General features: G+C 66.7%; 13 protein-coding genes. 10 read left to right on the top strand and 3 right to left on the bottom strand.

What is annotated here, in order from left to right; translation table 11 throughout:
- Position 1 precedes the first annotated feature (1 nt).
- Positions 2–1330, bottom strand: coding sequence for a homoserine dehydrogenase (locus BG90_RS15805; RefSeq protein WP_025989774.1), 1329 nt, complete (start codon positions 1328–1330; stop codon positions 2–4).
- Between the two features lie 43 nt (positions 1331–1373).
- Positions 1374–2612 carry a pyridoxal phosphate-dependent aminotransferase gene (locus tag BG90_RS15800; protein ID WP_010114993.1) on the bottom strand — a complete coding sequence of 413 codons (1239 nt, stop codon included), beginning with the start codon at positions 2610–2612 and terminating at the stop codon, positions 1374–1376.
- A gap of 339 nt (positions 2613–2951) precedes the next feature.
- On the opposite strand from BG90_RS15800, the gene BG90_RS15795 reads away from it, so the two are divergent.
- The 9 genes from BG90_RS15795 (at position 2952) to BG90_RS15755 (ending at position 11326) form a co-directional block, all read left to right on the top strand.
- Complete coding sequence (locus BG90_RS15795) at positions 2952–3326, top strand: Mth938-like domain-containing protein (protein WP_025989773.1); 375 nt, start codon at positions 2952–2954, stop codon at positions 3324–3326.
- 129 nt (positions 3327–3455) lie between these two features.
- Entirely contained in the window at positions 3456–5162 is a 1707-nt protein-coding gene (locus tag BG90_RS15790; protein ID WP_010114991.1) for a glycosyltransferase family 39 protein, read from the top strand.
- Between the two features lie 19 nt (positions 5163–5181).
- Positions 5182–5553 (top strand): SMR family transporter, encoded by a 372-nt coding sequence (locus tag BG90_RS15785; RefSeq protein ID WP_004192320.1) that lies wholly within the window; start codon positions 5182–5184, stop codon positions 5551–5553.
- Positions 5554–5692: 139 nt separating this feature from the next.
- Positions 5693–6844 carry a DegT/DnrJ/EryC1/StrS family aminotransferase gene (locus BG90_RS15780; RefSeq protein WP_010114989.1) on the top strand — a complete coding sequence of 384 codons (1152 nt, stop codon included), beginning with the start codon at positions 5693–5695 and terminating at the stop codon, positions 6842–6844.
- A 6-nt stretch (positions 6845–6850) separates the two neighbouring features.
- Positions 6851–7858 carry a glycosyltransferase gene (locus BG90_RS15775; protein WP_010114987.1) on the top strand — a complete coding sequence of 336 codons (1008 nt, stop codon included), beginning with the start codon at positions 6851–6853 and terminating at the stop codon, positions 7856–7858.
- The gene (locus tag BG90_RS15770; RefSeq protein WP_038802645.1) at positions 7855–8802 is read left to right on the top strand and encodes a formyltransferase; all 948 of its coding nucleotides are present in this window, start codon (positions 7855–7857) and stop codon (positions 8800–8802) included. The genes BG90_RS15775 and BG90_RS15770 overlap by 4 nt, the downstream gene beginning before the upstream one ends.
- Positions 8799–9854: a bifunctional UDP-4-keto-pentose/UDP-xylose synthase gene (locus BG90_RS15765; RefSeq protein WP_010103137.1), complete on the top strand. Its 1056-nt coding sequence runs from the start codon at positions 8799–8801 to the stop codon at positions 9852–9854. The genes BG90_RS15770 and BG90_RS15765 overlap by 4 nt, the downstream gene beginning before the upstream one ends.
- 28 nt (positions 9855–9882) lie before the next feature.
- Positions 9883–10779 carry a polysaccharide deacetylase family protein gene (locus BG90_RS15760; RefSeq protein WP_010114983.1) on the top strand — a complete coding sequence of 299 codons (897 nt, stop codon included), beginning with the start codon at positions 9883–9885 and terminating at the stop codon, positions 10777–10779.
- A gap of 85 nt (positions 10780–10864) precedes the next feature.
- Positions 10865–11326 (top strand): peroxiredoxin, encoded by a 462-nt coding sequence (locus BG90_RS15755; RefSeq protein ID WP_010103134.1) that lies wholly within the window; start codon positions 10865–10867, stop codon positions 11324–11326.
- 193 nt (positions 11327–11519) lie between these two features.
- Here BG90_RS15755 and BG90_RS32970 read toward each other — a convergent pair whose 3' ends face one another.
- Positions 11520–11774, bottom strand: a complete 255-nt coding sequence (locus BG90_RS32970) for a hypothetical protein (protein ID WP_010103132.1) — start codon at positions 11772–11774, stop codon at positions 11520–11522.
- On the opposite strand from BG90_RS32970, the gene BG90_RS15750 reads away from it, so the two are divergent.
- A complete protein-coding gene (locus BG90_RS15750; protein ID WP_038801946.1) occupies positions 11658–13454 on the top strand; it encodes a PhoH family protein in 1797 nt (598 codons plus the stop codon). The genes BG90_RS32970 and BG90_RS15750 overlap by 117 nt on opposite strands.
- Positions 13455–13482: the final 28 nt, after the last annotated feature.

Genomic DNA, 13482 nt, shown 5'->3' with positions numbered 1-13482 from the left:
CTCAGTTGAGCGCTTCCATGCGCAGCTTCGTCACCTTCGACACGACCGTCGACAGCGCCTCGATGCGCGCGATCGCTGCGTTGACGTTCTTCTCGATCGTCTCGTGCGTGATCAGGATGATGTCGGTCTCGCCGTTCGCGTCGTCGACCTGCTCCGATTCCTTCTGCAAGAGCGCGTCGATCGAGATGCCCGAATCGGCGAGGATGCGCGTGATGTCGGCGAGCACGCCCGTCTCGTCGGCGACGCGCAGGCGCAGGTAGTAGCCGCTCGTCACCTCTTCGATCGGCAGGATCGGCGTGTTCGACAGGCTGTCCGGCTGGAACGCGAGATGCGGGACGCGGTGCTCGGGATCGGCCGTGTGCAGGCGCGTCACGTCGACGAGATCGGCGACGACGGCCGACGCCGTCGGCTCGGCGCCCGCGCCCTTGCCGTAGTAGAGCGTCGTGCCGACCGCGTCGCCGTGCACGACGACCGCGTTCATCGCGCCCTCGACGTTCGCGAGCAGGCGCTTCGCCGGAATCAGCGTCGGGTGCACGCGCAGCTCGATTCCGCGCTCGGTACGGCGCGTGATGCCGAGCAGCTTGATCCGGTAGCCGAGCTCTTCCGCGTACTTGATGTCGGTCGCGGCGAGCTTGCTGATCCCTTCGACGTACGCGCGGTCGAACTGCACCGGCACGCCGAACGCGATCGCGCTCATGATCGTCGCCTTGTGCGCGGCGTCGACGCCCTCGATGTCGAAGGTCGGATCGGCTTCCGCATAGCCGAGCTCCTGCGCGGCCGCGAGCGCGGTCGCGAAATCGAGGCCGCGGTCGCGCATTTCCGACAGGATGTAGTTCGTCGTGCCGTTGATGATGCCGGCGATGTACTGGATGCGGTTCGCGGTCAGGCCTTCGCGCAGCGCCTTGATGATCGGGATGCCGCCCGCGACGGCCGCCTCGAACGCGACCATCACGCCCTTCGCGCGCGCGGCTTCGAAGATCTCGGTGCCGTGCACCGCGAGGAGCGCCTTGTTGGCCGTCACGACGTGCTTGCCGTTCGCGATCGCGCGCAGCACCAGCTCGCGCGCGAGGCCCGTGCCGCCGATCATCTCGGCGACGATCGCGATCGACGGATCGTCGACGACCGCGTTGAAATCATCGCCGATCGAAACGCCGTTCGCGTCGCCGTCGAGGGCGGCGAGCGCCTTCGCGGGATTGCGCACCGCGACGCGCGCGATCTCGATGCCGCGTCCGGCGCGACGCTTGATTTCCTCCTGGTTGCGGCGCAGCACCTTGAAGGTGCCGCCGCCTACCGTGCCGAAGCCCAACAGGCCTACTTTGATCGGTTCCATGCTGCGTGTGATCTATTGAGTGAAAAAGGTGGAACGCGCCCGGTCATGCCGAGTGGCGCTTCCGGTAGCCATCGAGGAAGCGCGCGATCCGCTCGATCGAATCGGTCAGGTCGTCGACGTTCGGCAGGAACACGACGCGGAAATGGTCCGGCGTCGGCCAGTTGAAGCCCGTCCCCTGCACGAGCAGCACGCGCTCCTTCAGCAGCAGCTCGAGGATGAACTGCTGGTCGTTCTCGATCGGATAGCGCTTCGGGTCGAGGCGCGGGAACATGTAGAGCGCCGCTTCCGGCTTCACGCACGACACGCCCGGGATCGACGTGAGCATGTCGTATGCGAGCTCGCGCTGCTTGTAGAGGCGCCCGCTCGGCACGATCAGCTCGTTGATGCTCTGATAGCCGCCGAGCGCGGTCTGGATCGCGTACTGGCCGGGCACGTTCGCGCAGAGGCGCATCGACGACAGGATGCCGAGGCCCTCGAGGTAGTCGTTCGCGCGGCGGCGGTTCTCGTCCGTGAGACCCGCCACCGACATCCAGCCCGCGCGATAGCCGCACGACCGGTAGCTCTTCGACAGGCTGTTGAACGTGACCGTGATCACGTCCTCGGCGAGCGACGCGAGCGCCGTGTGCGACTGGCCGTCGTAGACGATCTTGTCGTACACCTCGTCGGCGAAGATCACGAGGCCGTGCTCGCGGGCGATCGCGATCAGCTCGAGCAGCAATTCGTCCGAATAGAGCGCGCCCGTCGGATTGTTCGGGTTGATGACGACGAGCGCCTTCGTGTTCGGCGTGAGCTTGCTGCGAATGTCGTCGGGATCCGGCATCCAGCGGTTCGATTCGTCGCAGACGTAGTGCACGGGCGTGCCGCCCGACAGACTCACGGCCGCCGTCCACAGCGGATAGTCGGGCGCGGGCAGCAGCACCTCGTCGCCGTCGTTCAGGAGCGCCTGCGTCGCCATCACGATCAGCTCGGACGCGCCGTTGCCGATGTAGATGTCGTCGAGCCCGACGCCCTTCACGCCCTTTTGCTGCGTGTAGTGCATGATCGCCTTGCGCGCGGAGAACACGCCCTTCGAGTCCGAATAGCCGGACGACGTCGGCAGATTGCGGATCATGTCCTGGATGATCTCGTCCGGCGCATCGAAGCCGAACGGGGCCAGATTGCCGATGTTGAGCTTGATGATCCGGTGCCCCTCTTCCTCGAGGCGCTTCGCGTGCTCGAGGACCGGGCCGCGGATGTCATAGCAGACGTTGAGCAGCTTGTTCGACTTCTGAATCGGTTTCACGGCGGACACGTTCCTGGGTAATGCCTGCGGGCCTGGGGGCGGGGATCAAAACTGGAGAGCGGCCGGTAGCGCGCGCTGTCTAGGAATGGCTTCATGCGGCTGCCGGACGCGGCTTGTGGCGGCGCGCGACAGAAACGCCGCCCGGGAGCGGCTAAAAAGTTATAATTTAGCGGATTTTGGCCGACTTTCGCAATGCACCAATCCGGCCGCGGCCTCCGCGCGGCAGCGTCCGTCACGACGGCCGCGCGCATCGCGGCAGGCGGCCCGCCCTGTTCGGGGCCGGATCGCCGCGCCGGCGCGGCCTTCGTTCCGGCCCTTTTCGACACCGCGGAAACCGATTTGAAATTACACCAGGACCCGAGCAACACGCTCAACACCGTCACCGGCTACGGCCCCGATTACGTCGACATCAACCTGCAGCGCCACGAAAGCAGCGTGATCGTACTGCCGGGCGCGCCCGTCGTCGAATGGCCCGTCGCGTCATTCGACGCGCTCACGCCCGAGCTGTTCGCGATGCTGCTCGAGCCTCAGCCCGAGCTGGTGATCTTCGGCAGCGGCGCGCGGCTGCGCTTTCCGCACCCGAGCCTGACGGCGCTGCTCACCGCGCAGCGGATCGGCGTCGAGACGATGGATTTCCAGGCCGCCTGCCGCACGTACAACATCCTGATGGCCGAAGGCCGGAAGGTCGCCGCAGCGCTGCTGATCGAACGTTAAGCGAACGTTAAGCCGCCCTGCGCTAAAACACCCTGCGGCGCTTTGCGTCCCGTTTCGCGCCGCGTCCCGCTCGCCGCGGACGGCAGCCGCAAGCCGCCCAATCAAATCTATCAAGCTCAATACGAATCTATGAACGATACGCCGTCGAGGCTACCGCTCAATCGCGCAGCGTCCCTCTCGCTCAATCGCGCCGCGCTTCTCATTCTCGTCGCGGCGCTCGCCGTCATCTGGTTCGCGCCGCTCGGCCTGCGCCACCTGGTCCCGAGCGACGAAGGCCGTTACGCCGAAATGGCCCGCGAGATGTTCGCGACGGGCGACTGGATCACGCCGCGCTACAACGGCTACAAGTATTTCGAGAAGCCGCCGCTGCAAACGTGGCTCAACGCGCTCACGTTCGCGTGGTTCGGCATCGGCGAATGGCAGGCGCGCCTCTACACCGCGCTCGCGAGCTTCGCCGGCGTGCTGGTCGCGGGCTTCACCGGCGCGCGCGTGTTCAACCCGCGCGCGGGCTTCTTCGCCGCGCTCGTGCTCGCGACGTCTCCGTACTGGAACCTGATGGGCCACTTCAACGCGCTCGACATGGGGCTGTCGCTGTGGATGACGGTCACGCTGTGCTCGCTCCTCCTCGCACAGCGGCCCGGCATCGGCAAGCGCGCCGAGCGCGGCTGGATGTGGCTCTGCTGGGCGTCGATGGCGCTCGCGGTGCTGTCGAAGGGCCTGATCGGCCTGATCCTGCCGGGCGCCGTGCTCGTCCTCTACACGCTCGTGTCGCGCGACTGGGCGCTGTGGAAGCGCCTCTACCTCGCGAGCGGCCTCGTCATCTTCTTCGCGATCGCGACGCCGTGGTTCGTGCTCGTGCAGTCGCGCAACCCCGAGTTCCTCAACTTCTTCTTCATCGTCCAGCAGTTCCGGCGCTACCTGACGCCCGAGCAGAACCGCCCCGGCGCGATCTACTACTTCGTGCCGGTGCTCCTCGTCGGCTTCCTGCCGTGGCTGTCCGTCAGCGTGCAGAGCATCCGGCACGCGCTGCGCATCCCGCGCCAGCCGAACGGCTTCTCGCCGATGCTCGTGCTGACCGTCTGGAGCGCGTTCATCTTCCTGTTCTTCAGCGCGTCGCACTCGAAGCTGATCTCGTACGTGCTCCCCGTGGCGCCCGCGCTCGCGCTGATGATCGGCGCGTATCTGCCGCTCGTGTCGCGCGAGCAGTTCCGCCGCCATCTGTTCGGCTATCTGGTGTTTCTCGCCGCCGCCGCGTTCGGCGCGCTGTTCCTCGCCCGGCTCGGCGACGCGCGCACGCCGAACGCGCAGTACCTCGAGTTCCAGAAGTGGGTGTACGCGGCGCTCGCCGTCGCGTTCGCACTCACGCTCGTCGCCGTATGGCTCAATCGCCGCGGCCGCGCGGGCATCGCCGCGGCGGCGACCGCGTTCGGCGCCGGCTGGCTGCTGCTCGGCACGATCGGCGGCACCGGCCACGACGCGTTCGGCCGCTACAGCTCGGGCGCGCTCCTCGCGCCCCCGATCCGCGCGGAGCTCGCGAAGCTGCCGCCCGACACGCCGTTCTATTCGGTCGAGACGCTCGACCACACGCTGCCGTTCTACGTCGGCCACACGACGATCATGGTCGCGCGCCAGGACGAGCTCTCGTTCGGCATCTCGGTCGAGCCGGACAAGTGGATTCCGACCGTCGCCGAATGGGAAGCGCGCTGGCGCGCCGATCGATACGCGCTCGCGCTGATGTCGCCCGACCGCTACAGGCAGCTGTCGGAGGCGGGCCTGCCGATGCGCGTGATCGCGCGAGACAACCGGCGCGTCGTCGTCGAAAAGCCGCAACCCTGATACCGAAGGACGCGAATCGATGAATCCCGTCTCCCTCTTTTGCATCGTCACGGGCGTGATGCTCAACGCCTGCGCGCAACTGCTGCTGAAGGCCGGCGTGCGCGCCGTTGGACACTTCGAATTCACCCGTGCGAACATTGTGCCCATCGGCTTCAAGATCGCGACCCAATTGCCGATCATCGGCGGCCTCGGCTGCTACGTGCTCTCGGTCGTCGTGTGGATCGTCGGGCTGTCCCGGGTCGACGTGTCGGTCGCGTATCCGATGCTCTCGCTCGGCTACGTCGTCAACGCGTTCGCCGCGTGGTACCTGTTCGGCGAGGTGCTGTCGGTGCAGCGCCTCGTCGGCATCGGCATCATCCTGATCGGCGTGTTCGTGCTCGCGCGCAGCTGATGCTGCCCGCACGCGGCCGGTGCGCACGACGCACGTCGGCGCACCGACAAAAAGTGACGCACCCGTTTCGACAGCCGGTGTTAAATGCGCGTGTCGGGCAGCGCCCGATTCCTTTCACACGACAACGAGCGAAGCTTACATGAGCCAGACTTCCGTTCCTTTCCTGCCGTTCGTCAAACCCGAGATCGACGAGGAAACCATCCAGGGCGTGGCCGACGTGCTGCGCTCCGGCTGGATCACGACCGGCCCGCAGTGCCAGCGCTTCGAAGCCGCGCTGTCCGAATTCTGCGGCGGGCGGCCCGTGCGCGTGTTCAACTCGGGCACGGCGACGCTCGAGATCGGCCTGCGGATCGCGGGCGTCGGCCCCGGCGACGAAGTGATCACGACGCCCGCGTCGTGGGTCGCGACGAGCAACGTGATCCTCGAGACGGGCGCGACGCCCGTGTTCGTCGACATCGATCCCGCGACGCGCAACCTCGATCTCGACCTCGTCGAAAAGGCGATCACGCCGCGCACGAAGGCGATCATTCCGGTCTTTCTCGCTGGCCTGCCCGTCGACATGGATCGCCTCTACGCGATCGCGCGCGCGCATCAGCTGCGCGTGATCGAGGACGCCGCGCAGGCGCTCGGCTCGACCTGGAAAGGCCAGCGCATCGGCGCGCTCGGCGACATCGTGTCGTTCAGCTTCCATCCGAACAAGAACATCACGTCGATCGAAGGCGGCGCGCTCGTGCTCAACGACGAAGCCGAAGCGACGCTCGCGCAGAAATACCGGCTGCAGGGGATCACGCGCACGGGCCTCGACGGCATGGACTGCGACGTGCTCGGCGGCAAGTACAATCTGACCGATGTCGCCGCGCGCGTCGGCCTCGGCCAGTTGCCGCACCTCGAACGCTTCAACGCGACGCGCCGCGCGCTCGCGCGCCGCTACTTCGACGCGTTCGCGGGCGGCCCGGCGGCGGCGCTCGGCGTCGGGCTGCCCGTCGCGGACTTCGAGAACGGCAACTGGCACATGTTCCAGATCACGCTGCCGATCGAGAAGCTGTCGATCTCGCGCGGCGAGTTCATGGAGCAGTTGAAGCGGCGCGGCATCGGCTCGGGCGTCCATTACCCGGCCATTCATCTTTTCTCGCTGTACCGCGCACGCGGCTTCAAGGAGGGCATGTTCCCCCACGCCGAGCGCTTCGGCGCGACGACCGTCACGCTGCCGCTCTTCACGCAGATGAGCGCAGAGGACGTGCAGCGGGTCGTCGACGCCGTCAACCAGATTTGCGAACAATACGGAAAATAAGCGGACATGAGTCACCCTGAAACACGCGCGACGAATCCTGAAGTCTCGATCGTCATCCCCGTGTACAACGAGGAAGCCGGGCTCGCTGCGCTCTTCGCGCGGCTCTACCCGGCGCTCGACGCGCTCGACACGTCGTACGAAGTGATCCTCGTCAACGACGGCAGCCGCGACCGCTCGGCTGCCCTCCTCGCCGACCAGTTCCGCGTGCGTCCGGACACGACGCGCGTCGTGCTCCTGAACGGCAACTACGGCCAGCACATGGCGATCCTCGCGGGCTTCGAGCAGTCGCGCGGCGAGATCGTCGTCACGCTCGACGCCGACCTGCAGAACCCGCCCGAAGAAATCGGCAAGCTGGTCGCGAAGATGCGCGAAGGCTACGACTACGTCGGCTCGATCCGGCTGCAGCGCCAGGACAGCCTGTTCCGCCGCAAGGCGTCGGCCGCGATGAACCGGCTGCGCGAGCGCATCACGCGGATCAAGATGACCGACCAGGGCTGCATGCTGCGTGCGTACAGCCGCCACATCATCGATACGATCAACCGCTGCGGCGAGGTGAACACGTTCATCCCCGCGCTCGCGTACACGTTCGCGCAGAGCCCGACCGAGATCGAGGTCGCGCACGAAGAGCGCTTCGCGGGCGAATCGAAATACTCGCTGTACAGCCTGATCCGCCTGAACTTCGATCTCGTCACGGGCTTTTCCGTCGTGCCGCTGCAATGGCTGTCGTTCATCGGCGTGATCCTGTCGCTCGGCTCGGCCGGACTCTTCGTGCTGCTCGTCGTGCGGCGCTTCATCGTCGGCGCGGAAGTGCAAGGCGTGTTCACGCTCTTCGCGATCACGTTCTTCCTGCTCGGCGTGATCATCTTCGCGCTCGGCCTGCTCGGCGAATACATCGGACGAATCTATCAGCAGGTCCGCGCGCGGCCGCGCTACCTGATCCAAACCGTGCTCGAGGCGCGCGACGGCAAGCCCGGCGTCACGCTGCCGATCGAGCGCCGCGAGGCCGCGCGATGAAGCCGCGCGCCGTCGTCTTCGCGTACCACAACGTCGGCGTGCGCTGCCTGCAGGTGCTGCTCGCGCGCGGCGTCGACGTCGCGCTCGTCGTCACGCACGAGGACAGCCCGACCGAGAACATCTGGTTCGGCAGCGTCGCGTCGGTCGCGGCCGAGCACGGGATTCCCGTCGTCACGCCCGCCGATCCGGCGCGCGCCGACGTGCGCGAAGCGGTCGCGGGCGCGAAACCGGACTTCATCTTCTCGTTCTATTACCGGCACATGCTGCCCGTCGACCTGCTCGCGCTCGCCGCGCGCGGCGCGTACAACATGCACGGATCGCTGCTGCCGAAGTACCGAGGCCGCGTGCCGACGAACTGGGCGGTGCTGAACGGCGAGACCGAGACGGGCGCGACGCTGCACGAGATGGCCGCGAAGCCCGACGCGGGCGCGATCGTCGGCCAGACCGCGGTGCCGATCCTGCCCGACGACACCGCCGCGCAAGTGTTCGACAAGGTCACGGTCGCGGCCGAGCAGACGCTCTGGCGCGTGCTGCCCGCGCTGATCGCGGGCGAGGCGCCGCACCTGCCGAACGATCTGTCGCAAGGCAGCTATTACGGCGGGCGCAAGCCCGAAGACGGCCGCATCGACTGGTCGCAGTCCGCCGCGCAGGTCTACAACCTGATCCGCGCGGTCGCGCCGCCGTACCCGGGCGCGTTCGCCGATCTCGACGGCGCGCGCTTCGTGATCGCGCGCGCGCGCCTCGCGGCCCCCGGCTCGGCGGCCGCGCGCGCGGCCGCCGATTTGCCGCCGGGCCTGCACGTAAGCGATAATGCGCTGTTCGGCGTTTGCGGCGACAGCCGCGCCGTCTCCATTCTCGAACTGCGCCGACAGCGCGACGGCGGCGAAGCCGTGGTTTCCCCGGCGGAATTCGCGCAGTTCATTCATTCCTCCCGTCATTCATGAAAGCGAAAAAAGTCCTGATCCTGGGTGTGAACGGCTTCATCGGCCATCACCTGTCGAAGCGCATTCTCGAAACCACCGATTGGGAAGTGTTCGGCATGGACATGCAGACCGACCGGCTCGGCGATCTCGTCAAGCACGAGCGGATGCATTTCTTCGAAGGCGACATCACGATCAACAAGGAGTGGGTCGAGTATCACGTGAAGAAGTGCGACGTGATCCTGCCGCTCGTCGCGATCGCGACGCCCGCCACCTACGTGAAGCAGCCGCTGCGCGTGTTCGAGCTCGACTTCGAGGCGAACCTGCCGATCGTGCGCTCGGCCGTCAAGTACGGCAAGCATCTCGTGTTTCCGTCGACGTCCGAGGTGTACGGCATGTGCGCCGACGAGCAGTTCGACCCGGACGCGTCCGCCCTCACCTATGGCCCGATCAACAAGCCGCGCTGGATCTACGCATGCTCGAAGCAGCTGATGGACCGCGTGATCTGGGGCTACGGGATGGAAGGCCTGAACTTCACGCTGTTCCGTCCGTTCAACTGGATCGGCCCGGGCCTCGATTCGATCTACACGCCGAAGGAAGGCAGCTCGCGCGTCGTCACGCAGTTCCTCGGCCACATCGTGCGCGGCGAGAACATCAGCCTCGTCGACGGCGGCTCGCAGAAACGCGCGTTCACGTACGTCGACGACGGCATCAGCGCGCTGATGAAGATCATCGAGAATCCGAACGGCATCGCGACCGGCAAGATCTACAATATCGGGAATCCGAACAATAATTTCTCGGTGCGCGAACTCGCGAACAAGATGCTCGAGCTCGCGGCGGAATTCCCGGAGTACGCGGATTCGGCGAAGCACGTGAAGCTCGTCGAGACGACGTCGGGCGCGTACTACGGCAACGGCTATCAGGACGTGCAGAACCGCGTGCCGAAGATCGAGAACACGATGCAGGAGCTCGGCTGGGCGCCGCAGTTCACGTTCGACGACGCGCTGCGCCAGATCTTCGAGGCGTACCGCGGCCACGTCGCCGACGCACGCGCGCTCGTCGAGCAGCACGGCTAAGCACGGCTAAAGAGAGAGGCATCACCGCTTGGCCCGCATCGTTCTCAAGATCGACGTCGACACGCTGCGCGGCACGCGCGAAGGCGTGCCGAACCTCGCGCGCATCTTCGATCGCTTCGCCGCGCGCGCGACGTTCCTCTTCAGCCTCGGCCCGGATCACACCGGCTGGGCGATGCGTCGCGTGCTGCGGCCGGGCTTCCTGAAGAAGGTGTCGCGCACGTCGGTCGTCGAGCATTACGGCGTCAGGCAGCTGCTGTACGGCGTGCTGCTGCCCGGCCCCGACATCGGCCGCCGCGCGACGGCCGAGATGCGCGCGATCCACGAAGCCGGCTTCGAATGCGGGATCCATACGTGGGATCACGTGTACTGGCAGGACAACGTCCGCGAACGTCCGCGCGACTGGACCGTGCGCGAGATGAGCAAGAGCCGCGAGCGCTTCGTCGACATCTTCGGCGCGCCGCCCGTCACGCACGGCGCGGCCGGCTGGCAGATGAACGACGCGGCGTTCGAGCAGATCGACGCATGGGGCATGCGCTACGCGTCGGACGGCCGCGGCCACTCGCCGTATCTGCCCGTCGTCGAAGGCAGGACGCTCGCGCACGTGCAAATGCCGACGACGCTGCCGACGCTCGACGAGATTCTCGGCATCGACGGCATCGACACCGACAACGTCGCCGCGCATCTGCTCAAGCACACCGAACGCAATCCACACGACCAGGTGTTCACGCTGCACGCGGAGCTCGAAGGACAGAAGCTCGCGCCCGTGTTCGAGCAACTGCTCGCGGGCTGGCGCGCGCAAGGCCACACGTTCGCGACGATGGGCGATTATTACGCGACGCTGGACCGCGCCGCGCTGCCATCGTACCCTGTCGCGTGGGGCGAAATCCCCGGCCGCTCCGGCGAACTGATCGTCCAGCCCGACTGAACAAAAGCCGCCCCGCCGGCCCCCCGTCTCGCATCGCCACGCGCGGCCCGCCGTCCGCGCTCGTTCATAAAAACAGGAGAAACACGTGTCCGTCGAAGTCGACCGTCAAGTTCCCGATTTCACCGCGCCTGCCACGGGCGGCGAGTTTTCGCTGTCGGGCCTCAAGGGCAAGAAGCTCGTGCTGTACTTCTATCCGAAGGACAACACGCCCGGCTGCACCACCGAGGGCTTGCAGTTCCGCGACCTGTATCCGAAGTTCGAGAAGGCCGGCGCGGAAATCGCCGGCGTGTCGCGCGACAGCCTGCGCTCGCACGACAACTTCAAGGCGAAGCTCGAACTGCCGTTCCCGTTGATTTCGGACCCCGACGAAACGCTCTGCACGCTGTTCGGCGTCATGAAATTGAAGAAAATGTATGGCAAGGAGGTGCGCGGAATCGAGCGCTCGACGTTCGTCATCGACGGCGAAGGCGTGCTGCGCCACGCATGGCGCGGCGTGAAGGTGCCGGGTCACGTCGACGAGGTGCTGAGTGCTGTACAAGCGCTTTGAGGCGCGCTATATTGGGCCGCAATGAATGCCTGTCCGACCCATTTTTCTCGTAGCTGCGCCGGTGGTCGAAACAATGCGCCCACGCATCTGACGCGCAGCACGACGGTTAGAGCCGAGCCGCTTGCCCCTGTTCGGGGGAGCGGCTTTTTTTATGGTTTTCGGGTCGGCCGATCCGCGCCGGCCGTCCAACGCGTCAAGGAGACGATCGAAATCTAGGCGAACCGGCGCTTCGAACCCCATGTGCGCCACTGCGCGCAAACTGCACGCGCCAAGCGTCGCAGGATGCGAACGGCGGCGCATGCCTGCGACACGATTCCTCCCGAGGGACACCATGCCTTTGCCTACTCCCCCCAGCAAGCTCGGCAGCCTGCTGCCGCCCGACGAATACAAGGCGAAAGCGCGGCCCGCGAAAGCCGCGAAGCCATCCGCCTCCGGGGGCCCCGCTCACGCCGTCGCGGCCGACCATAGCCCGGCGAACGTAGCCGATCCGATGGTGGTCGCCGCCAACACCGCCGCACCGCTGCGCGCGGTCGCGCCGGCGGAAGCCGCGAGCGCCGCCGAGCCGCGCGCGCGCAAGACGAAGCAGACCGCCGCGTTGCTGCAGCCGGTGCCCGCCGCGCCCAACGCCCCGGTCGCGCGCTCGCCGAAAACCGATGCGGCAAGGCCCGCCGCGACCGCGGCCGCCGCACCGCGCGGGGCCGCGAAGACGCGCGGGCGCAAGGACGCCGAAGTCGAGATGCAAAAGCTCTTCGTGCTCGACACGAACGTGCTGATGCACGATCCGAGCAGCCTGTTCCGCTTCGAGGAGCACGACGTCTATCTGCCGATGATGACGCTCGAGGAGCTCGACAATCACAAGAAGGGAATGTCGGAAGTCGCTCGCAACGCGCGTCAGGTGAGCCGCACGCTCGACGCGCTCGTCGCCGACGGCGGCCCGATCTCGGCCGGCATTCCGCTCGCGCGCCTCGGCAGCCGCGAGGCGCTCGGCCGCCTGTACTTCCAGACGACGCTCACGAGCATCGAGCCCGTCGAAGGCCTGCCGCAAGGCAAGGCCGACAACCAGATCCTCGGCGTCGTGCGCGCGCTGCAGCGCGAGCGGCCGGATCGCCAGGTCGTGCTGGTGTCGAAAGACATCAACATGCGGATCAAGGCGCACGCGCTCGGCCTGCCCGCCGAAGACTACTTCAACGACCAGGTCCTCGAAGACAAGGATCTCCTCTATACCGGCGTGCGCGAACTGCCGCAGGACTTCTGGACGAAGCACGCGAAGGGGATGGAGAGCTGGCAGGACACGAAGACGGGCACCACGTACTACCGCGTGACGGGACCGCTCGTCGTATCGATGCTCGTCAACGAGTTCGTCTACCTCGAGCCGCAGAACGGCGAGCCCGCGTTCCATGGGCTCGTGCGCGAGCTGAACGGCAAGACGGCGCTCCTGCAGACGCTGCGCGACTACAGCCATCACAAGAACAACGTGTGGGGGATCACCGCGCGCAACCGCGAGCAGAACTTCGCGCTGAACCTGCTGATGAACCCCGAGATCGACTTCGTCACGCTGCTCGGCCAGGCCGGCACCGGCAAGACGCTCGTCGCGCTCGCGGCGGGCCTCGCACAGGTGCTCGACGACAAGCGCTACAACGAGATCATCGTCACGCGCGCGACCGTGCCCGTCGGCGAGGACATCGGCTTTCTGCCGGGCACCGAGGAAGAGAAGATGCAGCCGTGGATGGGCGCGTTCGACGACAACCTCGAAGTGCTGCAGAAGACCGACGACGCAGCGGGCGAATGGGGCCGCGCGGCGACGCAGGAGCTGATCCGCTCGCGCCTCAAGGTGAAGAGCATGAACTTCATGCGCGGCCGCACGTTCGTCGACAAGTACGTGATCATCGACGAGGCGCAGAACCTGACGCCGAAGCAGATGAAGACGCTCGTCACGCGCGCGGGGCCGGGCACGAAGATCATCTGCCTCGGCAACATCGCGCAGATCGACACGCCGTACCTGACGGAAGGCAGCTCGGGCCTCACGTACGTCGTCGACCGCTTCAAGGGCTGGGGCCACAGCGGCCACGTGACGCTCGCGCGCGGCGAGCGCTCGCGGCTTGCCGACTACGCGTCCGACATCCTGTGACGGCACGCTGACAGCCGCTCCGAGCGGC

Source organism: Burkholderia oklahomensis C6786 (genome assembly GCF_000959365.1).
Classification (GTDB): domain Bacteria; phylum Pseudomonadota; class Gammaproteobacteria; order Burkholderiales; family Burkholderiaceae; genus Burkholderia; species Burkholderia oklahomensis.
This window is presented reverse-complemented; position numbering and strand designations above follow the sequence as displayed.

Coding starts and splice junctions, on each gene's coding strand:
- BG90_RS15805 (WP_025989774.1), bottom strand. CDS start 1,330: ATGGAACCGATCAAAGTAGGCCTGTTGGGCTTCGGCACGGTAGGCGGC.
- BG90_RS15790 (WP_010114991.1), top strand. CDS start 3,456: ATGAACGATACGCCGTCGAGGCTACCGCTCAATCGCGCAGCGTCCCTC.
- BG90_RS15785 (WP_004192320.1), top strand. CDS start 5,182: ATGAATCCCGTCTCCCTCTTTTGCATCGTCACGGGCGTGATGCTCAAC.
- BG90_RS15780 (WP_010114989.1), top strand. CDS start 5,693: ATGAGCCAGACTTCCGTTCCTTTCCTGCCGTTCGTCAAACCCGAGATC.
- BG90_RS15775 (WP_010114987.1), top strand. CDS start 6,851: ATGAGTCACCCTGAAACACGCGCGACGAATCCTGAAGTCTCGATCGTC.
- BG90_RS15770 (WP_038802645.1), top strand. CDS start 7,855: ATGAAGCCGCGCGCCGTCGTCTTCGCGTACCACAACGTCGGCGTGCGC.
- BG90_RS15765 (WP_010103137.1), top strand. CDS start 8,799: ATGAAAGCGAAAAAAGTCCTGATCCTGGGTGTGAACGGCTTCATCGGC.
- BG90_RS15750 (WP_038801946.1), top strand. CDS start 11,658: ATGCCTTTGCCTACTCCCCCCAGCAAGCTCGGCAGCCTGCTGCCGCCC.